The following is a 21,654-nucleotide window of genomic DNA, read 5'->3' as shown; positions in this document are numbered from 1 at the left end:
ACCGACAGCGACGCCGGACAGCGGGACCGTCTCCTGCTGATCGACGGCCACTCGATGGCCTTCCGAGCCTTCTTCGCCCTGCCGGCCGAGAACTTCTCCACGACCGGCGGACAGCACACCAACGCCGTCTACGGCTTCCTGTCCATGCTGGCGAACATCATCAGTGAGCAGCAGCCCAGCCACGTTGCCGTCGCCTTCGATGTCGGCCGCAAGACCTTCCGCACGGAGATGTTTCCGGACTACAAGGCGCAACGGGAGGCCACCCCGGAGGAATTCAAGGGCCAGGTCGGCCTGATCAAGGAAGTGCTGCACACCCTCGGCATCACCACCCTGGAGCAGGAGAACTACGAGGCCGATGACATCATCGCCACCCTGACCACAGCCGCCCGCCCCCTGCGCTACGAGACGGTCATCGTCACCGGCGACCGTGACTACCTCCAGCTGGTCGACGCCCACACCACCGTGCTCTACCCGATGCGCGGCGTGTCCACCCTGCACCGCTTCACCCCGGCGGCCGTGGAGGAGAAGTACGGACTGACCCCGGAGCAGTACCCCGACTTCGCGGCCCTGCGTGGAGACCCCTCGGACAACCTGCCCAACATCCCCGGCGTCGGCGAGAAGACCGCCACCAAGTGGATCGTCCAGTACGGCAGTCTGGACAACCTGCTGGCCCACGCCGACGAGATCAAGGGCAAGGCCGGCAACAACTTCCGGGAACGGCTGGACCAGGTCAAACTCAACCGTGAACTGACCCAGATGGTCACCGACATGGAGCTGCCCGTCGGCCCGGACGAACTGACCTTCCGCGAAGCCGACGTTCCGGGCATCGCCGAGCGTTTCGATGATCTGCAGTTCGGGACGAACCTGCGCGAACGCGTCCTGGCGGCCGTCCGCACCGACGACACCGGCGCGTCCGCCGTCCCGGAGCCCGCAGCCGAGGTCACCGTGGACACCGGCGCGCTGGCCGACTGGCTGGCCCCGCGCCGGGCCGCCGGCCTGGCGGTGGCCGTGGACGGCGTCGGCACGCCCGCCACCGGCGACGCGGAGGCCATTGCCCTGGTTGACCCCGAGCGCCACGCCTTCGCCCTCGACCTCGCGGAAATCGACGCCGCGGAGGAAAAGGTGCTCGCCGAGTGGCTGGCAGCGGCGGATCCGAAATTCCTCCACGAGGCCAAGGCCACCTTCCACATGCTCCGCGCGCGGGGTTTCGAACTCAACGGCATCGCCCACGACACCGCGATCGCCGCCTACCTGCTCCGCCCCGGGCAGCGCACCTATGAACTCAAGGACGTCTACCAGCGCCACCTGCAGCGGCAGCTGTCCGACCCCACCGAGTCCGGCACCGGCCAACTCGCCCTGCTCGACAGCGGCGAGACCTCCCGCCACCTGATCGACCGGGCAGTGGCCGTCCTGGAACTGGCCGAGGAACTGACGAAACAGCTCCAGGAAATCAGCAGCTACGAGCTCTACGCCGACCTGGAGCTGCCCCTGGTCAGCATTCTCGCGCGCATGGAGGCCTCCGGCATCAACGTGGACGTGGCTACCCTCGAGGAACAGCTGTCCGCCTTCGTGGCCGCCGTGGCAGAAGAGGAGGAGGCCGCCCGCGAACTGTCGGGAGATCCCGAGCTCAACCTCTCCAGCCCCAAGCAACTGCAGGTGGTGCTGTTCGAGACCCTGGGACTGCCCAAGACCAAGAAGACCAAGACCGGCTACTCCACGGCCGCCAAGGAGGTCGAGGCGCTGGCGGTGAAGAATCCGCACCCCTTCCTCGACCACCTGCTGGCCCACCGCGAGTACCAGAAGATGAAGTCCACGCTGGAGGGGCTGATCAAGACGGTCAACGGTGACGGACGCATCCACACCACCTTTAACCAGACCGTCGCCTCCACCGGCCGGCTCAGCTCGACTGACCCGAACCTGCAGAACATCCCGGTGCGCACCCTCGCCGGCCGCAAGATCCGCTCGGCGTTCACCGTCGGTGAGGGCTATGAGACCCTGCTGACCGCCGACTACTCCCAGATCGAGATGCGTGTGATGGCGCACCTGTCCGGCGATCCCGGCCTGATCGAGGCGTACCAGGAGGGCGAGGACCTGCACAACTACGTCGGCTCCAAGGTCTTCGACGTCCCCATCGACGGGGTGACCCCGGAATTGCGTCGACGCGTCAAGGCCATGTCCTACGGCCTGGTCTACGGGCTCTCCGCCTTTGGCCTGTCCCAGCAGCTCAACATCTCCCCGGCGGAGGCCAAGGAGACCATGGAGAGCTATTTTGAACGCTTCGGCGGGGTCAAGCGCTACCTGTCCGAGGTCGTGGACGAGGCCCGCAAGGCCGGCTACACCGCCACACTCTTCGGCCGCCGCCGCTACCTGCCGGAGCTGACCTCGGACAATCGGGTCGCCCGCGAGAACGCCGAGCGCGCCGCGCTCAACGCCCCGATCCAGGGCACGGCCGCGGACATCATCAAGGTCGCCATGATCCGCGTCGACCGCGAGCTACGCAAAGCCAAGGTGAAGTCACGCGTTCTCCTGCAGGTCCACGATGAACTCGTCGTCGAGATCGCCGCCGGTGAGCTGGAACAGGTCCGCGAGATCGTGGAACGGGAGATGGACGGCGCCATCACCCTGGCCGTTCCGCTGGAGGTCTCCGCCGGTGACGGCCAGAACTGGGACGAGGCGGCACACTGATGCCGGACCGGCCGCTGGCCCGTGCCCGGCTGGTCGCCCAGGGCCTGGTGACCAGGCCCTATGCCACGGCAGTTGAGACGGTCCGGGATTTCGGCCTGATGCAGGGGCAGGAACCCACCGTGTTCTCCTCGGTGGCACTGCGCCTGCAGCAGAACCGGATGGCCGACGTGCACCGGTCGCTGGCGGACGGCGAACTGGTGCGCGCCTACCCGATGCGCGGGACGGTCTTCCTCGGCGCGGCGGCGGACATGACCTGGCTCACCGAACTATGCTCCGGCCAGGTCCGGGAACGCGCCCGGCGCAACTGCGCCACGGCAGGCGCCGATGCGGCGGCGGTGGACACCATCGCCCAGCTGCTTGCCGACGCCCCGGGTGGACTGACCCAGGCGGAGTTCCGCGACCTGGTGGTGCGGGTGGTCCCGGGGGCGACGTCATCCACCTTCTACCGGGTCCGCTATCTGCTGATGATCACCGGAATGGCGGTGTACGCGGGGAGCCGGCAGTTGATCACCCCGGCGGCCGGGTTGCTCGGACCGGGGCTCGCGGAGCGGTTCAACGGCGACCGCGACGCCGCCGTCCCGGAATTGGCCACCCGTTATCTCCGCACGCGGGGACCGGCCACGGCGGAGGATTTCGCCTGGTGGTCGAAGCTTCCCAAGGCGGAGATCCGACGGGCCTTCACGCGGTTACCGGAGGATCTGGTGGACCTCGGTGACGGGATGTGGGCCCGGGTGGGGCTGGCCGGGGAGGTGGCCGCCGCGGGCCGCGCCCTCCGGCATCCGCACCTGTTGCCGGCCTTCGATGAATTCATCCTCGGTTACCGCGACCGGCTGTTCGCCATGACCAGCGTGGTCCACGAACAGCTCGTGCCCAAGAACATGGGGGTTTTCCGCAAGGCGGTGGTGGTGGACGGGGTGGTCCGTGGCGCTTGGCGCCAGGCGGGTGGCCGGTTGACTGTCGATGACTACAGCGGTGTCCCCGACTACGCGGCGGCCGGGATCCGCCGGCGGTTCCGGGACTTCCCCTTCCACCGCAACAGCTGAATCAACGTCGTGATCTCAGCGAATCCGGAGCGGGGAAGGGAAGAACGTATTCCTCGCCCACGTCGCCCACGGCGTCGGACTGTGCGGTGGTGACGATGATCCGGTCATCGTAGATGTGCCGGATGCGCACCACGTGGACCGCGCCAGCGGGATCGGTGTAGTCGAATTTCTCCATCAGGAAGCGCAGTCCGATCTCCTCGAGGGCAGCCTCGGCCTCCGGCCAGTGCGCCACGGGTGGCAGCGCCCGGCCGAGACGGTTGATCGGCAGGATCATCGGGGCCCGGGTGTCCAGGTCGATCCAGCCGATCAATTCACCGTCCTCCCGACGGTGGGGGAGCCAGTGTTCCGGTATACGGGTCATGGAACATGACAGTAGTGCTCAGCGCGGCTCAGTGGGGTGGCGGTTGGGGTAGGCCCTGAAGACCTCGAAGACCGGGTCGGCGAGGACGGCGTCGATAAGCTCCCGCGGTCCCGCGAGAATCGTGAAATCCCAGTCGATCTCGGAGGCGACCACCCAGGCATGGTCCGCCGGCCAGATCAGCTGCGGGGAAGGCCCGGGGAAGCGGCCGCCACTCCAACCGATCCCCGCCGCGTAGGGCCATGCTGGGTCACTCAGTTCGTCGAGGTCGGAGCCCGCCAAGAGGAAATCGCGTCCGGGGTAGTGCATCCGGATACGGCTGTCGTAGATCTCCCGGAATTCCGGGGACAGCCGCGCCAGCGCGTCGCGGCGACCGGCGCCGCCGTCATCGCCGGTGAGGGTGAGGTAGGTGACCGCGCCGGAGAACTGTGCGAAGCCCTCCCAGAACGCCAGGGTCAGGTCATCCGGGGTGGCCGTGGCTTCGCGCAGGTGCACTGTGAGCCGGGCCAGCAGTTCCGGGTCGAACCAGCCCTCCAGTGACTGTCCGATCCGCCATCCGTCAGCGTCCGGCCTGTTGAGCAGCGATTCCCCGTCGGTCAGTTCCATCCATTCGGTCCGCGAGTGAAGCCTTCGTCCGAGCCTTTCTGCCACCTGTTTCCATGACCAGGTGGCTTCCTCGGAGATGCGCCGGTTTTCTTCGTCCCAGCGGCTCACCGGAATCGGATGCAGAATGCGTGCATAAGCCTCGAACCCGGTGCCGGCGACGCCGGAAACCGTGGCCCACTTTCCCGCGCGGTCAATGAGCCACTGACCCCGACTGACGTCCGTGAGCATGCGCATAGTGGGAAGGATAGCGCAGCTAGGCGGGCAGGTGCGCGGAGAAGATCGCCGTTCCCGGGAAGATCCGGCCGCGTTCCGGCGACCACTGGCCCCAGGTTTCGGTGAGATCCTCCGGCCACTCCGGCTCCAGCACGTCATCGAGGGTGAAGCCTGCCCCGACCAAGGCACGCACGTGATCGCCGAGCTTGTGCTGGAACTCGGCGTAGGTCGGGGCACCGGCGTCGTCATATTCGAGGTACCCCTCCTCGAAGTAGCTGGTGAACACGGCGAAGGACGCGGGGTCATCCACGAAGATCCAGCGCATGGGATGGTTCACGGAGTAGACGAAGCGGCCGCCGGGCGCCAGCACCCGGGCCACATCCCGGAACAGGGCGTCGATGTCCCGGACGAAAGGAATCGCGCCAAACGCGGAGAAGGCGACGTCGAAGACACTGCCCCGGTAGGGAAGCGCCATCGCGTCCGCCTGCACCAGCCCGACGTCGTGCCCGGTTCCGGCCCGCCGCAGCATGCCGGCCGACAGGTCGAAGGCCGAGACATATCCCACTCCGTCGCCCGACAACCAGCGGGCGCAGGGCGCGGAACCGCAACCGAGTTCCAGCACGGTGGCGTCCCGGACGTCACCGAGCAACCTCGCCTCACCCTCCGACAGCATTTCCGGGCACCAGTGGAAGCCGTCCAAATAGGTGCGGTGATCTGCGTGGTAGCGCTCGGCGTCGCCGTCCCAGAACTCCCGGTTGGCCCGGGAAACGGAAACTGCTGTTTCTGATGTGGTCATGGGCGATAGTCTATTTGCCGCGAGAGAGCAAACACACTACTCTTGGGGGAGCGTGTCTATGCGCTGGCGTGAGTCAGGTCTAAATAGGAGGGACCGGCCCGCACCGGAGTGAGATCGTTTTCCAGCCACGTCGGGATCACGAGAGATACGTTCCTGTCCGTTTTCGACCTCCTAGCCCATTTTTCGGAGCACAAACACATATGCCCACCAACAACGCACCTCAGGTAGCCGTCAATGACATCGGCTCCGCTGAGGACTTCCTCGCCGCAGTTGACCAGACGATCAAGTACTTCAACGACGGCGACATCGTCGAAGGCACCATCGTCAAGGTCGACCGCGACGAGGTCCTGCTCGACATCGGATACAAGACCGAGGGTGTCATCCCCTCCCGCGAGCTCTCCATCAAGCACGACGTCGACCCCGATGAGGTCGTCCAGGTCGGCGACGAGATCGACGCGCTTGTCCTCACCAAGGAGGACAAGGAAGGCCGTCTGATCCTGTCGAAGAAGCGCGCCCAGTACGAGCGCGCCTGGGGCCACATCGAGCAGCTCAAGGAGAACGACGAGCCGGTCACCGGTACCGTCATCGAGGTCGTCAAGGGCGGCCTCATCCTCGACATCGGTCTCCGTGGCTTCCTGCCGGCTTCCCTGGTCGAGATGCGCCGCGTCCGCGACCTGGAGCCCTACATCGGCCAGGAGCTCGAGGCCAAGATCATCGAGCTGGACAAGCACCGCAACAACGTCGTGCTGTCCCGCCGTGCCCACCTCGAGCAGACCCAGTCCGAGGTCCGCTCCGAGTTCCTGCACCAGCTGCAGAAGGGCCAGGTCCGCAAGGGCATCGTGTCCTCCATCGTCAACTTCGGCGCCTTCGTCGATCTCGGCGGTGTCGACGGACTGGTTCACGTCTCCGAGCTGTCCTGGAAGCACATCGATCACCCGTCTGAGGTCGTCACCGTCGGTGACGAGGTCACCGTCGAGGTGCTCGACGTCGATCTCGACCGCGAGCGTGTCTCCCTGTCGCTGAAGGCGACCCAGGAGGATCCGTGGCGCGTCTTCGCCCGCACCCACGCTGTGGGCCAGATCGTCCCGGGCAAGGTCACCAAGCTCGTCCCGTTCGGCGCCTTCGTCCGCGTCGAGGAGGGCATCGAGGGCCTGGTCCACATCTCCGAGCTGGCTCAGCGCCACGTGGATGTCCCGGATCAGATCGTCACCGTCGGCGAAGAGGTCATGGTCAAGGTCATCGACATCGACCTCGAGCGTCGCCGCATCTCCCTGTCGCTCAAGCAGGCTGATGAGGACTTCACCGAGGAGTTCGACCCGTCCCGCTACGGCATGGCCGACTCCTACGACGAGCAGGGCAACTACATCTTCCCTGAGGGCTTCGACGCCGAGACCAACGAGTGGCTCGAGGGCTACGACGAGCAGCGTCAGGCATGGGAGGCCCGCTACGCCGAGTCCGAGCGTCGCTTCCAGCTCCACGCCGCTCAGATCGAGCGTCACCGCGCCGCCGCCGCCGAGGCTGCCGAGGAGGCCGCCACCAACTACTCCTCGGAGTCTGAGGATGCAGCTCCGGCATCCGAGGTCGCCGAAGCAGAGACCACCGGTGGTTCCCTGGCTTCCGACGAGCAGCTCGCAAAGCTGCGCGAGAAGCTGGCCGGCAACTAAGCCGCCACTTCTTAAGCCGTTACCTCGGCTGATGTCAGCGCCCCGCTGACCTGGGCGGGTTCCCTGTGTAAGGGAGCCCGGTCCGGGTTGACGGGGCGCTTTCGCATGCGGCGGTGCCGCTCCAACTAAGCTGGACACCATGCTGCGAATCGGATTGACCGGAGGGATCGGCAGCGGCAAGTCCACCGTCGCCGCTCTGCTCGCCACCCACGCCGCCACGGCGGGAGACCTGAATCTTGAGGTGGTCGATGCCGACCAGATCGCCCGCGACATCGTCGAACCCGGTCGCCCGGCGCTGCAGGAGCTGGCGGAGGCGTTCGGGCCCGACATCCTTGATGACGCCGGGGCATTGCGGCGCAAGGAGCTGGCGGCGCGCGCCTTCACCGACCCGGAGCGCACGTCGGTGCTCAACTCCATCACCCATCCCAGGATCCGGGAGGAGACGCTGCGCCGCTTCGAACAGGCGGAGGAGAGTGGCATCGACGCCGTGGTCTACGACATGCCGCTGCTGGTGGACAACGGCTACCACCGCAACATGGACCTGGTGGTGGTCGTCGACGTGGACGCGGAGGAGCGGGTCCGGCGCCTGACCACCCACCGCGGCATCACGGAACCGGACGCCCGGGCCCGGATCAACGCCCAGATACCCGATGCAGAGCGGCTCGCCGCCGCCGACGTGATAGTCGACAACAACGGAACCCCGGCGGCTCTCGAGCCGCAGGTGGAACGTCTCACAGCGGAGATCCAGCGCCGGATCAACGGCTGATCGGGGCTCAGGCCAGGTACCAGTTCACGGCGTCGCGGTAGGTCCCGGTGTCACCGGGCAGGGGAGTGGGCGGTTCATTCGGGCTTCCCACCCCGGTGACGGTGGCGTTCGGTCCGAACGCCAGGGTGAAGCCCACGACGGCGCGGTGAACATGATCTGCGGAGGTGGCCACGATCGCCCCCTGGGCCTCGGGCAGCACCTGACGCGAGAGTCGGGCATTATCCACCGTGGAGGATGCCTGGTCCTCCAGCAGGATTCGCTCGGCCGGCATGCCGCGGCCGATCAGCCAGTCCCGCATGGCGTGGGCCTCCACGTGCCCGTTGCCGTCCGCGCCCCCGGAGACGACAATGGGAGCCTGGGGCCGCTCCGTCGCCAGCTCTTCCGCCGCGGTCAGTCGGTTGGCCAGGTTCGGGGCGACCGAGCCGTCATCATTGAGTCCGTTACCCAGGACCACGATCGGAGTACCCGGGTCAGCCAGGTCGGGCGGGGGAACCTCGGCGCGGAGGGCCTGCAGTCCAGCGCTGACCACGGCGTGACGTTCCGGGCTCAGGGCCCTCAGGGCGGCGTCGCGGGCCGCCACGTTGTCTTCGTGATCCGCGGAGAACACCGCCGCACTGAGCAGATCCTCGCCGGTGGCTGAAGCCGGGTCCAGACCGGAACCGTGCAGATTCGCGGAAACCGTATAGGGTCCGTAGCCAGGAATGCCAACGTCCACCGCTGCATCGTCGTCTGTTTCTTCTGCGGCGGAGGGGGAGGACTGGCCGGGAGCAGTGGCAGCAGCAGTGGGTTGCCCCTGGATGGGAGCCAGCGCCGTTGACAAGACCGCAGTGGCGGCCAGTGCGGTGATCAATGGACGATAGGTGCGGGAAGTCAGGTCAGTCTCCTTCATCGGCGAGTGGTTCAGGTCGCCACTGGGATGGCGACGCCGCCGAGTGTAGGGACAGATCACGGATCCATGTGGGAGCGGGAACAAAAAGGTAACGGCTCCTCCCAGGTGCCGCTGTGCAGTTAGCCCAGTGCAACGTCTTCCATGCTGACCGCGAAGCTGTAGGGGGTGACGGCACACAACACCCGGTTCTCACCCTCCGGGATCGCGCAGCTGACGGCTCCATCCACGAGCCTGGAACCGGGTTCCAAAACCCGGGTCTGCTCGGCGGGGGTGAAGATCCGGTTGACGTTGTGTGTGACGGCAGGTTCCCCCTGACGCACGGACACGGCATTCACATCGACTTCGCCGGCATAGGTGCACAGCGCCCCGGGAGCTTCACCCTGCTGGCCGGGTTCGCCGTACATCTCGCAGTAGGTGCCATCCGGTGACCGGAACTGGAGGCCGGGCTGTGCCGGGTAGATCAGTGAGGACGAGTACGGGGCCGGGTCGATCTGGGGGACCTCGTCGATCAGTGCCACGAAACGGTCGCCGGGAACGGCGGACCCCGGGACGTCGCTCTCAGCTGCGGTTGCGGTGGTGGCGTCGTCAGTGTTGGTGGCCCGGGGTGGTGTTGGTTCCTTGGCCGATCCGGCGGTGGCCACGGTGGTGTGCGCCGTGGTCGTGACAGGGCCCGAGGAGGGATCCCCGGCCGTGCAACCGGTGAGGACCACGGCTCCGGTGAAGACGAGGGCGGGGTGCCGGACGAACCGGCTGGGAAGATTCATCGTTCGCACGCTCCTTGCCCAGGAGCATATATGACTACAGTCACACCGGGGGAAAGTGGGGACGAACCATTCACGGTGACCCCCTGCCTTCCCCGGCACCGCCGGGCCCGGCGGCCGACGGCGCGGGCGGGGCGTCGGCAAGCACCGGAGGGGCGGTTTGCGTCCTGCCGTAGAATGGGGCGCATGGCGTTTGCTGCTGAACATCCCGTGTTGTCCCACTCCGAGCACCGTCCCGTCGGCGAGATTGAGCGCACCGACGCGAAGTTCGAGGTCATCTCGGAGTACCAGCCCGCCGGTGATCAGCCGGCGGCGATCAAGGAGCTCGATGAGCGGCTGGACCGGGGCGAGGAGGACGTGGTCCTGCTCGGTGCGACCGGCACCGGTAAATCCGCCACGGCGGCCTGGCTGATCGAACAGCAGCAGCGGCCCACCCTGGTGATGGCGCCGAACAAGACACTGGCGGCCCAGCTGGCCAATGAGCTGCGGCAGCTGTTGCCCAATAACGCGGTGGAGTACTTCGTCAGTTACTACGACTACTACCAACCCGAGGCGTATATCGCGCAGACGGACACCTACATCGAGAAGGACTCCTCGATCAACGAGGATGTGGAACGGCTGCGCCACTCGGCGACCTCGGCGCTGCTCTCGCGCCGCGACGTCGTGGTGGTCTCCTCCGTGTCCTGCATCTACGGCCTGGGTACCCCGCAGTCCTACCTGGACCGCTCGATCGTGCTGCAGGTCGGCGATGAAGTGGAGCGCGACCGCTTCCTGCGCCTGCTGGTGGACATCCAGTACGACCGCAACGATGTCTCCTTCACGCGCGGTGCCTTCCGGGTCAAGGGGGACACCGTGGACATCATCCCGGCCTATGAGGAACTGGCCGTGCGCGTGGAGTTCTTCGGTGATGAGATCGACTCCCTCTACTACATCCACCCACTGACCGGGGACGTGGTCCGCCGGGTCGAGGAGGTCCGGATCTTCCCGGCCACCCACTACGTGGCGGGGCCGGAGCGCATGGAGAAGGCGGTGGCCGACATCAAGGCCGAACTGGCCGAACGGCTGGACAGCCTGGAGAACCGTGGCAAGCTGCTGGAGGCCCAGCGCCTGCGCATGCGTACCGAGTATGACCTGGAGATGATCGAGCAGGTCGGTTTCTGCTCCGGTATCGAGAACTACTCCCGGCACATCGACGGCCGCGGAGCGGGTACCGCACCGGCCACGCTCATCGACTACTTTCCCGAGGACTTCCTGACCATCATCGATGAGTCGCACGTGACGGTCCCGCAGATCGGCGGCATGTTCGAGGGGGACATGTCGCGCAAACGCAACCTGGTGGAGTTCGGTTTCCGCTTGCCCTCCGCCCTGGACAACCGTCCGCTGACCTGGGAGGAGTTCGAGGAGCGCAAGGGCCAGTGCGTCTACATGTCCGCCACGCCGGGCAACTACGAGATGGCGGCGGCGGGTGGTGAGTTCGTGGAGCAGGTGATCCGCCCGACCGGCCTGGTTGACCCGAAGGTCACGGTCAAGCCCACCAAGGGCCAGATCGACGACCTGATCCACGAGATCCGCGGCCGCACGGAGCAGGACGAGCGTGTCCTGGTCACGACCCTGACCAAGAAGATGGCCGAGGACCTGACCGAATACCTGATGGAGAACGGCATCCGGGTCCGCTACCTGCACTCCGACATCGACACCCTGCAGCGCGTGGAACTGCTGCGCCAGCTGCGCCTGGGGGAGTACGACGTGCTGGTGGGCATCAACCTCCTGCGTGAGGGCCTGGACCTGCCGGAGGTCTCCCTGGTGGCGATCCTTGACGCCGACAAGGAGGGTTTCCTGCGGTCCACGACCTCGCTGATCCAGACGATCGGCCGCGCCGCCCGAAACGTCTCCGGCGAGGTCATCATGTACGCCGACAAGGTCACGGACTCGATGCAGAACGCCATCGATGAGACCGAGCGGCGCCGCGAGAAGCAGGTCGCCTACAACACCGAGCACGGCATCGACCCGCAACCGCTGCGCAAGAAGATCGCCGACATTCTCGACCAGGTCTACGAGAACACCGGTGACGAGGCTCCGGCCGGTTCCCTGGACGGCGACGCCGCCGTGGCCGGGCGCCCTGACGTCTCGGACATGCCGGCGGACCAGATCCAGAAGCTGATTGACGACATGTCCGCCCAGATGGGTGCCGCTGCCCGCGAGCTGAAATTCGAGCTCGCCGGCCGGCTCCGCGATGAGATCGCGGAACTGAAGAAGGAACTCCGGGGTATAAAGGACGCAGGTATCTAGAAGCGCAGGAAGAAAGGCAATTCAAGTGAGCAAATACCAGACGATCGTAGTCGGGACCGATGGCTCAGACTCCGCACTCGAGGCGGTCCGCACAGCCGGGAGTCTCGCCGCCGCCTACGGCGCCACGTTGGTGATCGTGTGCGCGCACTACAGCAGCACGGGTTCCCTGCTGAGCTCCCCGAACGCCGATGCCTCCTCGATTCCGGTGGTCAGCCGCAGCAGCGCCGAGGAGTACCTGACGGAAGCCCAGAAGGCGGCGGAAGCTGAAGGGGCAGGAAAGGTCCGGGGGCACACCCTGGAGGGCACGCCGGTGGAGGTGTTGCTGGCGGCCATCGAGGAATTCGACGCGGATCTGCTGGTGGTGGGCAACCGCGGCGTGAAGTCGCTGACCGGTCGGGTCTTCGGCAATATCCCCACGGGAGTGGTCCGCAAGGCTTCCGTGGACGTGATGCTGGTCAATACTTCGGAGGTCCGTTAATTGGGGCTAATCCCCGGTTCACGCGGGTTTTCGCTGCTAGAGTAGTCTCCTGAACAAACCCCACAGAACTTCACGAGGGAAAGGTCTCATGAGCGACACTTACCAGAAGATTGTCGTCGGCACCGACGGCTCCAAGTCCTCCATGCTGGCGGTTGAACGGGCCAGCAAGATCGCTTCTGCGTTTCAGGCCACCCTCATTGTGGGGGTCGCGTTCTATGAGTCCAAGGAGGACGCCTCCAAGACCCTGCGGCAGGATTCCGTCACCGTCTTGGGCGATGAGAAGGCCCGGGAGAACCTGAAGCTGGCCGCCGAGCACGCGAGGTCCCTTGGCGTGGAGAAGATCGAGACCGAGGTGCGTTCCGGCACCCCGGTGCAGGCGCTGATGGCGATCGTCAACGATCACCAGGCGGATCTGCTCGTGGTGGGTAACCGCGGCATCAACTCGCTGACCGGCCGTCTGCTGGGGTCGGTGCCCGCGGATGTCGCCCGGCAGTCCGACTGTGACGTGATGATCGTCCACACCGTCAGCTAAGGACCGGTCCGCGGGGACGCCCCGCCCACCACAGCTCCCGACCCTGCACCTTCCCCGGTGCCCGCGGCGGCAGCTGTGGCATCGGTACCCCCGGTCATCCCCGTTCCAGCGGAGACAGCCGTGCCGGCCCACATCAATTAGTGTTGGCTGGTGGCACCACCCTGGACCTGATAGGAGATCCCGCCATGGACTGGAGCGAACACGCCATCTTCTGGCACGTGTACCCCTTGGGCTTCTGCGGCGCCCCGATCCGCGAGCCCGACCGGGACATCCCGCCGCAGCCGCGGCTGCGGCGACTGCTGAACTGGCTGGACTACGCCGTGGAGCTCGGCGTCAACGGCCTACTGCTGGGCCCGATCTTCACCTCCCAGACCCACGGTTACGATGTGCTGGACCAGTTCCGGATCGACCCGCGGCTGGGCACCGAGGAGGACTTTGCGGAACTGGTCTCGCAGGCCAGGGCCCGGGGCCTGCGGCTGGTGCTAGACGGCGTGTTCAGCCACGTCGGCAACGAGCACCCGGAGTTCCGCCGCGCGCTGCAGGAAGGACCGGACAGTGAGGTGGCCGCCCGCTTCGACATCGACTGGGAAGCGCCGGACGGCCCGGCACCGCGGGTGTTCGAGGGCCACGGCCAGTTGGTCCGGCTCAACCACGCCGACCCCGGCGTCCGCGACCACGCGGTCGCGGTGATGAATCACTGGCTGGACCGGGGCATCGACGGCTGGCGGCTGGATGCGGCCTATTCGGTCGATCCCTCCTTCTGGGGCACCGTGCTGCCGCGGGTACGACGGAACCACCCCGACACCTGGTTCCTCGGCGAGGTCATCCACGGCGACTACGCCAGGTTCAGCTGGGAGGCCAAGATGGACTCCGTCACCCAGTATGAGCTGTGGAAGGGAATCTGGTCCTCGCTGCGGGAGGAGAACCTCTACGAGCTCGATCACGCGCTGCAGCGCCACGACGGGTTCCTGGAGTCCTTCATCCCGCAGACGTTCATCGGTAACCATGATGTCACCCGCATCGCCAGCACCCTCGGCCCGGCGGGGGCGGTCACCGCACTCGCGATCCTCCTGACCGTCGGCGGCGTCCCCTCGATCTACGCCGGCGACGAGCAGGGGTTCACCGGAATAAAACGGGAGGAGCTCGGCGGTGATGATGAGGTCCGGCCGGAGTTCCCGGAGCATCCGGGCGAGCTCAGCTCCCTGGGCGAGGGCATCCATGCCGCCCACCGGGAACTGATCGCCCTGCGCCGCCGTCATTCCTGGCTCCACGACGCCATGGTGGAGATGCAGGAACTGGAGAACACGCGCTGCCGCTACCAGGCGGTGGGTACCGACGCCGCGGAGGTGCTCGATGTGACCATCGACCTCCGTCCGGCACCGGGCGGGGCACGGGTGCTCATCCGCGACGCCGACGGCGTCGAGCTCTGGCGGCAGAACGCCGCCTGACCACCTGGGGCGACTCAGACCGCGGGTAGTTCTCCGATCAGCGTCAGGGTCTGCGTGGCACGGGTGACCGCCACGTAGAGGTCCTGCCAGCCCTGCGGGGACTGCCCGACGATCGCCGCCGGATCGACGACGATCACGTGGTCGAATTCCAGCCCCTTGATCTCGGTGACACCCAGCACCTCGCCGGTGGTGGCGGGCAGCTCCACAGATGCTCCCTGCTCCGGGATGACCACGGCGATGATCCGCTCCGGTTCAGCCGCCTTCAGTTGGTGGGCCACCGCCGCCGGATCCGCGTCGAGCGGCAGGCGTTCGACCTCGCGCCCGGAATCACGGATCACGGTGGCCGGTTCGGCGGTCGGGTCAATGCACGCCAGGATCTCATCGGCCACGACCATGACCTCCGAGGGCGTGCGGTAGTTGACCGTCAGCTCGTGGTGCCGGAACCGGGTCTTCACGTAGGGGGACAGGCTTTCCTCCCAGGAGTCCACGCCCGCCGGCGAGCCGGTCTGGGCGGTGTCGCCGACCAGGGTCATCCACCGCGACGGGCTGCGTCGCATCACCATCCGCCAGTCCATGGGGCTCAGTTCCTGGGCCTCATCGACGATGACGTGACCGTAGGCCCAGGTGTGGTCCTGCCGGGCGCGCTCCGCCGTGGAGCGGATGTCACGGACCTCCTGGCGTCGCGCCAGCGCCTCCGCGTCAATCACGTCGTGGGCGCTGAGGATTTCGGCCTCGAATTCATCGTCGGTGTCCGTCGACGCGGAGCCGGTCAGGATGTCGAGCGCGTCCTGGGCGTCCTCGATCAGTTCGCGGTGCTCGGCATTCTGCTTCGCGCGGGTCTGCTCGGGATCGGGCACCCCGATGAGCACCGCCAGCTCGTCGAGCAGCGCGGCATCGGAGGGCGCCCAGTCCGACCCCGGGGCGCGGTAGAGCGCCTCCCGGGTCTCGTCATCGTAGGCGTGAGCCGCCACTGCGATCGCCGCCCGGTCCTCGAGCAGCTCCCGCAGCACTGTCACCGGTTCCAACTCGGGCCACAGCTCATCCAGGAGTTGTTCCACCACCGGTTCTTCCGCCAGGTCATCATGGAGCTGGTCAATGTCGGCGCGGCCGAGCAGATTCTCCCCACCCAGAGGGTCGGCGCCGATCTTCTCGGCCAGCTGACCGGCCAACTGCTCCAGCAGGTGCTCCCGGAACAGGGCCCGGGCATCGTTGTGCGGCTGCCGCGAGCGCCGCGCCCGGGTGCGGGAGGCCTTGACCATCGCGGCGTCGACCTCCAGGAGGAGCGAGCCGACCTTGAGCTCCTCGATTCCGGCGGGCAGCGACTGGTAGGCCTTGACCGCCTCCCGGAGGATCTCGATCATCTCGGACGATCCCTTGATCTCCCGGGCGAGCAGCCCTTCCGGGGCCAGTCCGGCCACCCCCGGATAGAGCTCACCGAGGGTGGACAACACCACACCCGTTTCACCGAGCTCCGGCAGAACGCGTGAAATATAGTCCAGGAAGGTCCGGTTCGGGCCGATGATGAGGACACCGGTCTTGGCCAGTTGCTCCCGATGGGTGTAGAGGAGGTAGGCGACCCGGTGCAGCGCCACCGCTGTCTTACCCGTGCCGGGACCACCCTCGACGACCATGACACCGCGGGTGGCGTCGCGGATGATCTCGTCCTGCTCGCGCTGGATCGTTTCGACGATGTTGCGCATGTGCCCCGAGCGGGCCTGCTGCATCGCATGGTAGAGCGCGGACTCGGAGCCCACCCCGGTGCGCTCCACCCCGGCGCCCTCACCCGCGAGGAACTCATCATCGACGTCGGTGACCGTACGGCCCCGGGTGCGGATGTGCCGGCGGACGTGGACGCCCTCGGGGTTGGCGGTGGTGGCCAGATAGAAGGGGCGTGCCTGCTCGGCGCGCCAGTCGAGCAACAGGGTGCGGTAATTGGCCTCGCGGTCCAGCAGTCCCATGCGGCCGATATAGCGGCGCTCAAGGTCAGGACGACCCGGTACCGGGTTCTCCACCTCAGTGGTTGCCACATCGATGCGGCCGAACACCAGCCCCAGCTGCGCGATGTTCAGCCGGTCCAGGCGGGTGTTCAGGCCGTGGTACTCGGTTTCGCGGCGGACCAGGGCCTCCGGGTCCGGGTTCGCCGGGTCCACCTCCAACATGACCTGGCGCAGGCGCTCATTGGCCTGCGCCACCTCATCATCGAGGTGGGCGAAGAGACTGTCCACATACACCTGTTCAGCCTGAACCTCATCCTGTGCGGCCATGTTTCATCCTCCTCAAAAGAGGGGCGCCACCATTGTGGCGCCCCGAATGCGGGCTATCAGTCTACAACGTCACGGCGGGCTCCCCTGATTCCTGAGCCTGGCCCCGAGGAACCAGGTGGATGTCCGCGGAGATCGGGGGAGAGAACGCAAGAACCGCCCCGGTCTTCCGGAGGGGGACCAGGTGGTCGGCCGGAGCGGGGCGGTGGTGCCGTGGAGCGGGCAGGCTTAGAGGTTGTACTTGCCCTTGAGCTTGCGCTGGGCCTTGTTCAGTGCCTTGTTCGCCTGGGACTGGAGCTTATCGGCCTGCTTGTTGGCCTTCTTCGCGGCTCGGCCGCTCTTGTTCTCGGCCCGGTTCAGCGCCTGGTCGGCGCGCTCCTGGGCCTTCGTGGCGGCCTTGACGGTGCTCTGCTTGGCGGCCTTGGCGTTGTCCTGGGCGGCCGACAGCCAGTCATCCTTGTTGTCGTTCCAGAAACCCTGGGCCTTGTGGGCGTAATCGCTGACGGCGCCAGAGACCTTCGACGCATTGTCCTGGGCGGTGGCCTTCCAGTCGTCCTTGTTGTCCTCGTAGTACTCCTGGGCGCGGTTGGCGTACTCGGAGACCTTGTCGCTGGCCTCGCCGAGCCACTCCCGGGCGGTGCCCGCGACGTTCTCGGCGGTCTTCTCGCTCTCGGACTTGGTCGGCAGCGCCGCGTGGACCTTCTTGTTGGCCTGCTCGGCCGCCTTGCTGGCGCGCCACTTCACCCCGGGCTTGCCCTCGGTGTCCACGCTGGTGATGGCCAGCCCACCCAGCAGGGCGACGTTGGTGATGAAGCCGTTGCGGCGGGCCTTCTTCTCTTCCTGGTCCTGGGTCTCCCAGAAGGCGTGGCGGGCCAGGATCGTGGGGACGGTCAGCACCGCCAGGGTGCCGGCGGACAGCCGGGGGAGCTTGCCGAACGCCAGCAGGGAACCGGCGCCGATCTTCGTGCCGCCCACGGCACGGGCCACCAGTTCCGGGTCCTTCGGCAGCTGCTTGGCGTAACGGCGGGGGAGGACCGAACGGACGCGCTTGAGCAGGGTGTCAGTTCCCTCCACGTGGGCCTCGGTGTTCAGCAGGGTGTCTGCGCCATCGAGGACGTACACGGAGGCGAGCATTGGGCGGGCGATCTTCCGGATCATGTCTTGTGCTCCTTTGTGTCTTTGCTGCCTTAACAGTTCAATTCTATAGATTTTATCTTTGCCGGGGCGGGCCCGCGGGTTTGGTGACAGATCACCAGCGGCGCTGGAACCACTCGTCGAGATGCGGGCGTTCCGCGCCGAGAGTGGTCGGTTTCCCGTGGCCGGGGTGGACCACGGCGTCATCGTCGTACGTGTCGAAGAGGCGCGACTTCACGTCGTTGAACAGGCGGATGAAGTCACCCTCGCTGGAGGTTTTGCCGAGTCCGCCGGGGAAGAGGCTGTCGCCGACGAACAGATGGGTCGTGTCCTCCAGTTCCACCGCGATGGCGGCGCCGCCCGGGGTATGCCCGCGCAGGATCGCCACGGGGAACTCATGTCCCGCGAAGGGCAGGGTGTCGCCCTGCTCCAGTTCCACGTCGGGGGCCACCGGCAGGGCAGGGGCGTCGAGGAAGGAACCGTAATGGGTGGCGCCGGTGGCTTCGAGGACCTCCTGCAGGGCGCGGACGTGATCGGCGTGCCGGTGGGTGGTCAGCACTGCGGTGATCTTCACCCCGGCCTCCTCGGCGAGGTTCAGCAGGGCCGGGGCGTCGTCCGCGGCGTCGACCAGCAGGCCCTCGCCGGCAGCGGCCAGCAGGTAGCAGTTGTTGTCCATCTCCGACACCGAGATCTGGTGCAGCTTCAGTTCTTCGCTCATGTGACCCAGCGTACCTACGCTGGGCGGGGAGCAAGTGGCACAATGTCCCCACTCGTTGATATGTTCGAACTTGTTTCTCCAGTGAAGAGTCTTCCAGAAGGGCTGGATCCTGCCGTGGCTGATCGTCTCGTCGTGCGTGGTGCACGCGAACACAATCTCAAGAGCGTCAACATTGACCTGCCCCGCGACTCAATGGTCGTGTTCACCGGACTCTCCGGGTCCGGTAAGTCCTCCTTGGCGTTTGACACCATCTTTGCCGAGGGGCAGCGCCGGTATGTCGAGTCCCTGTCCAGCTATGCGCGGCTCTTCCTGGGGCAGATGGACAAACCCGATGTGGATTTCATCGAGGGGCTGTCCCCGGCGGTGGCCATCGACCAGAAGTCGACCAACCGGAATCCGCGCTCCACGGTGGGCACCATCACCGAGGTCTATGACTACCTGCGCCTGTTGTTCTCCCGAGCGGGTACCGCGCACTGTCCGGTCTGTGACGCCAAGGTCGAGCGGCAGACCCCGCAACAGATCGTCGACCAGGTCATGGACCTGGAGCAGGGGCTGAAGTTCCAGGTGCTCGCACCGGTCGTGCGTACCCGCAAGGGTGAGTTCGTCGACCTGTTCGCGGATCTCGCCGCACAGGGTTATTCCCGGGTGCGGGTGGATGGCGCGGTCCACCAGCTCTCGGATCCGCCCAAGCTGGAAAAGCAGATCAAACATGACATTGACGTCGTGGTGGACCGGCTCCAGGTCAAGGAGACCCAGCGGCAGCGGCTCACCGACTCCGTGGAGACGGCACTGGGCATCGCCGACGGGGTGGTCGTCCTGGAGTTCGTCGGCCTGGCGGAGGATGACCCGAACCGCATCCGGCGGTTCTCCGAGAAGATCTCCTGTCCGAACGGCCACACCATCGAACTCGATGAGCTCGAGCCGCGGGCCTTCTCCTTCAACTCGCCCTACGGCGCGTGCCCGGCCTGTGACGGCCTGGGCACCCGCACCGAGGTCGACATCGACCTGATCATCCCGGATCCCGATGCGCCGACGACCAAGGCGGTGCAGCCCTGGAATTCCAGCCCCAACAGCCGCTACTTCGAGAAGTTGATCGAGGGGCTGGCCAAGGCGATGGACTTCGATCCGGAAACCCCCTATTCGAAGCTCACCGCCGCGCAACGCAAGGCCCTGGTCAAGGGAACGAAGACCGAGGTCAGCGTCCGCTACAAGAACCGGTTCGGCCGTATCCGCAGCTGGACCGCGCCCTTCGAGGGCGTGATGGGATGGATCGAGCGGAAGCTCGAGGAGGCGGAGTCCGAGCACGCCAAGGAGCGTTTCCTCGCCTACACCCGGGAAGTGCCTTGCCCGACCTGTGAGGGTGCCCGGCTCAAGCCGGAGATCCTGGCCGTACGGCTGGCATCCACCTCTCAGGGGGAGCTGTCGATCGCCGGTCTCACGGACCTGTCCATCGAGGACGCCACCGAATTCCTGGACAGCCTGGTGCTGGGGAGCCGGGAGAAGGTCATCGCGGGAGCGGTGCTCAAGGAGATCCAGGCCCGGCTGCGCTTCCTCAATGACGTCGGACTGACGTATCTCACGCTGAGTCGTGCCGCCGGGACCCTGTCGGGTGGCGAAGCTCAGCGAATCCGCCTGGCCACCCAGATCGGCTCCGGTCTGGCGGGCGTACTCTACGTGCTCGACGAGCCGTCCATCGGTCTGCACCAGCGAGACAACCAGCGTCTGATCGCCACCCTGGAAAAGCTGCGCGACCTGGGTAACACACTGGTCGTGGTGGAACATGACGAGGACACCATCCGTTCCGCCGACTGGCTGGTGGACATCGGGCCGCGGGCCGGCGAGTACGGCGGTGAAGTCGTCTACGAAGGTGAGCCGGAGGGTGTTCTCGAGGTTGAGGGATCCCTGACGGGCGCCTACCTGTCGGGGCGGCGGGAGCTGGCGGTGCCGGAGCACCGCCGGGAGATCGATCAGGAGCGCGTACTCAAGGTCGTCGGGGCGCGGGAGAACAACCTCCGGCAGGTGGACGTGACCATTCCGCTCGGGGTGCTCGCCTGTATCACCGGGGTCTCGGGCTCCGGAAAGTCGACGCTGATCAACCAGATCCTGGCCAAGCAGCTGGCCAACACCCTCAACCGGGCCCGCCAGGTGCCGGGCCGGGCGAAGCGGGTCGAGGGGATGGATCACCTGGACAAGCTGGTGCAGGTGGACCAGTCACCGATCGGCCGCACCCCGCGGTCGAACCCGGCCACCTACACGGGCGTGTTCGACAAGATCCGCAATCTGTTCGCGGAGACGACGGAGGCAAAGGTCCGCGGTTACAAGGCGGGCCGGTTCTCCTTCAACGTCAAGGGCGGGCGCTGCGAGGCCTGCCGGGGTGACGGCACGATCAAGATCGAGATGAACTTCCTGCCGGACGTCTACGTGCCCTGCGAGGTGTGCGGTGGTGCCCGCTACAACCGGGAGACCCTGGAGGTGCGGTACAAGGGGAAGAACATCGCCGAGGTCCTCGACATGCCGATCTCCGAGGCCACGGACTTCTTCGAACCGATCAGCTCGATCCACCGCTACCTGAACACGCTCACGGAGGTCGGCCTCGGGTACGTCCGCCTGGGACAGGCCGCCACCACGCTCTCCGGGGGTGAGGCCCAGCGCGTCAAGCTCGCTGCGGAGCTGCAGAAGCGCTCCAACGGGCGGACCATCTACATCCTGGACGAGCCGACCACGGGACTGCACTTCGAGGACATCCGCAAGTTGATGCTGGTGGTCCAGAGCCTGGTGGACAAGGGCAACTCGGTGCTGATCATCGAGCACAACCTCGACGTGATCAAGGCTGCGGACTGGGTCATCGACATGGGGCCCGAGGGTGGTGCCGGGGGCGGCACCGTGGTCGCAGAGGGAACCCCGGAGGACGTCGCCAAGGTGAGCGGTTCCTACACCGGTCAATTCCTGCAGAAGGTCCTGCCGGCGTAGTTTCTATTCCGGTGGATTCCCGGCGACGGGGGAGTTCCCGGCG

Annotated in this window: 17 protein-coding genes; 9 read left to right on the top strand and 8 right to left on the bottom strand. The window is 66.6% G+C overall.

The annotated features are described in order from the left end of the window. Positions 1–54: 54 nt before the first annotated feature. On the top strand, positions 55–2,685 hold the full coding sequence (polA, locus tag ACQCVD_RS12360; RefSeq protein ID WP_426824110.1) for a DNA polymerase I: 2,631 nt from the start codon (positions 55–57) through the stop codon (positions 2,683–2,685). Further along, entirely contained in the window at positions 2,685–3,728 is a 1,044-nt protein-coding gene (locus ACQCVD_RS12355) for a winged helix DNA-binding domain-containing protein (protein WP_426824070.1), read from the top strand. Before polA ends, ACQCVD_RS12355 begins: the two co-directional genes overlap by 1 nt. 1 nt (position 3,729) lies before the next feature. Here the strand turns inward: ACQCVD_RS12355 and ACQCVD_RS12350 are convergent, their stop codons facing one another. The 3 genes from ACQCVD_RS12350 to ACQCVD_RS12340 are packed head-to-tail and all read right to left on the bottom strand — an operon-like array spanning position 3,730 to position 5,701. Then, positions 3,730–4,089, bottom strand: a complete 360-nt coding sequence (locus ACQCVD_RS12350) for a hypothetical protein (protein WP_426824069.1) — start codon at positions 4,087–4,089, stop codon at positions 3,730–3,732. Positions 4,090–4,107: 18 nt separating this feature from the next. Next, positions 4,108–4,926 (bottom strand): hypothetical protein, encoded by an 819-nt coding sequence (locus ACQCVD_RS12345; protein ID WP_426824068.1) that lies wholly within the window; start codon positions 4,924–4,926, stop codon positions 4,108–4,110. Between the two features lie 19 nt (positions 4,927–4,945). Beyond that, the gene (locus ACQCVD_RS12340; RefSeq protein ID WP_426824067.1) at positions 4,946–5,701 is read right to left on the bottom strand and encodes a class I SAM-dependent methyltransferase; all 756 of its coding nucleotides are present in this window, start codon (positions 5,699–5,701) and stop codon (positions 4,946–4,948) included. Positions 5,702–5,901: 200 nt separating this feature from the next. On the opposite strand from ACQCVD_RS12340, the gene rpsA reads away from it, so the two are divergent. Together rpsA and coaE are read left to right on the top strand one after the other, a co-directional pair. Then, positions 5,902–7,365, top strand: a complete 1,464-nt coding sequence (gene rpsA / locus ACQCVD_RS12335) for a 30S ribosomal protein S1 (protein WP_426824066.1) — start codon at positions 5,902–5,904, stop codon at positions 7,363–7,365. A 139-nt stretch (positions 7,366–7,504) separates the two neighbouring features. After that, positions 7,505–8,131: a dephospho-CoA kinase gene (coaE, locus tag ACQCVD_RS12330; RefSeq protein WP_426824065.1), complete on the top strand. Its 627-nt coding sequence runs from the start codon at positions 7,505–7,507 to the stop codon at positions 8,129–8,131. Positions 8,132–8,138: 7 nt separating this feature from the next. On the opposite strand, the gene ACQCVD_RS12325 is transcribed toward coaE, so the two are convergent. Then, positions 8,139–9,020, bottom strand: coding sequence for a YdcF family protein (locus tag ACQCVD_RS12325; protein ID WP_426824064.1), 882 nt, complete (start codon positions 9,018–9,020; stop codon positions 8,139–8,141). Between the two features lie 119 nt (positions 9,021–9,139). Further along, the gene (locus ACQCVD_RS12320) at positions 9,140–9,784 is read right to left on the bottom strand and encodes a hypothetical protein (RefSeq protein WP_426824063.1); all 645 of its coding nucleotides are present in this window, start codon (positions 9,782–9,784) and stop codon (positions 9,140–9,142) included. 183 nt (positions 9,785–9,967) lie between these two features. Here ACQCVD_RS12320 and uvrB point away from each other — a divergent pair, with 183 nt between their 5' ends. From uvrB to ACQCVD_RS12300, 4 genes are all read left to right on the top strand, one after another. Beyond that, complete coding sequence (gene uvrB, locus ACQCVD_RS12315; protein WP_426824062.1) at positions 9,968–12,070, top strand: excinuclease ABC subunit UvrB; 2,103 nt, start codon at positions 9,968–9,970, stop codon at positions 12,068–12,070. A 25-nt stretch (positions 12,071–12,095) separates the two neighbouring features. Then, positions 12,096–12,548 carry a universal stress protein gene (locus ACQCVD_RS12310; RefSeq protein ID WP_426824061.1) on the top strand — a complete coding sequence of 151 codons (453 nt, stop codon included), beginning with the start codon at positions 12,096–12,098 and terminating at the stop codon, positions 12,546–12,548. Positions 12,549–12,636: 88 nt separating this feature from the next. Beyond that, a complete protein-coding gene (locus ACQCVD_RS12305) occupies positions 12,637–13,080 on the top strand; it encodes a universal stress protein (RefSeq protein WP_426824060.1) in 444 nt (147 codons plus the stop codon). A 185-nt stretch (positions 13,081–13,265) separates the two neighbouring features. After that, on the top strand, positions 13,266–14,528 hold the full coding sequence (locus ACQCVD_RS12300; protein ID WP_426824059.1) for an alpha-amylase family protein: 1,263 nt from the start codon (positions 13,266–13,268) through the stop codon (positions 14,526–14,528). A 14-nt stretch (positions 14,529–14,542) separates the two neighbouring features. On the opposite strand, the gene ACQCVD_RS12295 is transcribed toward ACQCVD_RS12300, so the two are convergent. From ACQCVD_RS12295 to ACQCVD_RS12285, 3 genes are all read right to left on the bottom strand, one after another. Beyond that, complete coding sequence (locus ACQCVD_RS12295; RefSeq protein WP_426824058.1) at positions 14,543–16,792, bottom strand: HelD family protein; 2,250 nt, start codon at positions 16,790–16,792, stop codon at positions 14,543–14,545. Positions 16,793–17,017: 225 nt separating this feature from the next. Beyond that, the gene (locus ACQCVD_RS12290) at positions 17,018–17,947 is read right to left on the bottom strand and encodes a DoxX family membrane protein (RefSeq protein WP_426824057.1); all 930 of its coding nucleotides are present in this window, start codon (positions 17,945–17,947) and stop codon (positions 17,018–17,020) included. A 91-nt stretch (positions 17,948–18,038) separates the two neighbouring features. Next, positions 18,039–18,641: an MBL fold metallo-hydrolase gene (locus ACQCVD_RS12285; RefSeq protein WP_426824056.1), complete on the bottom strand. Its 603-nt coding sequence runs from the start codon at positions 18,639–18,641 to the stop codon at positions 18,039–18,041. Between the two features lie 114 nt (positions 18,642–18,755). On the opposite strand from ACQCVD_RS12285, the gene uvrA reads away from it, so the two are divergent. Further along, on the top strand, positions 18,756–21,611 hold the full coding sequence (gene uvrA, locus ACQCVD_RS12280; RefSeq protein WP_426824055.1) for an excinuclease ABC subunit UvrA: 2,856 nt from the start codon (positions 18,756–18,758) through the stop codon (positions 21,609–21,611). Positions 21,612–21,654 lie beyond the last annotated feature (43 nt).

This window comes from Corynebacterium halotolerans (assembly GCF_050107895.1).
GTDB lineage: Bacteria > Actinomycetota > Actinomycetes > Mycobacteriales > Mycobacteriaceae > Corynebacterium > Corynebacterium halotolerans_B.
The sequence above is the reverse complement of the archived record's forward strand: the minus strand, read 5'-3'. Positions and strand labels throughout refer to the sequence as shown.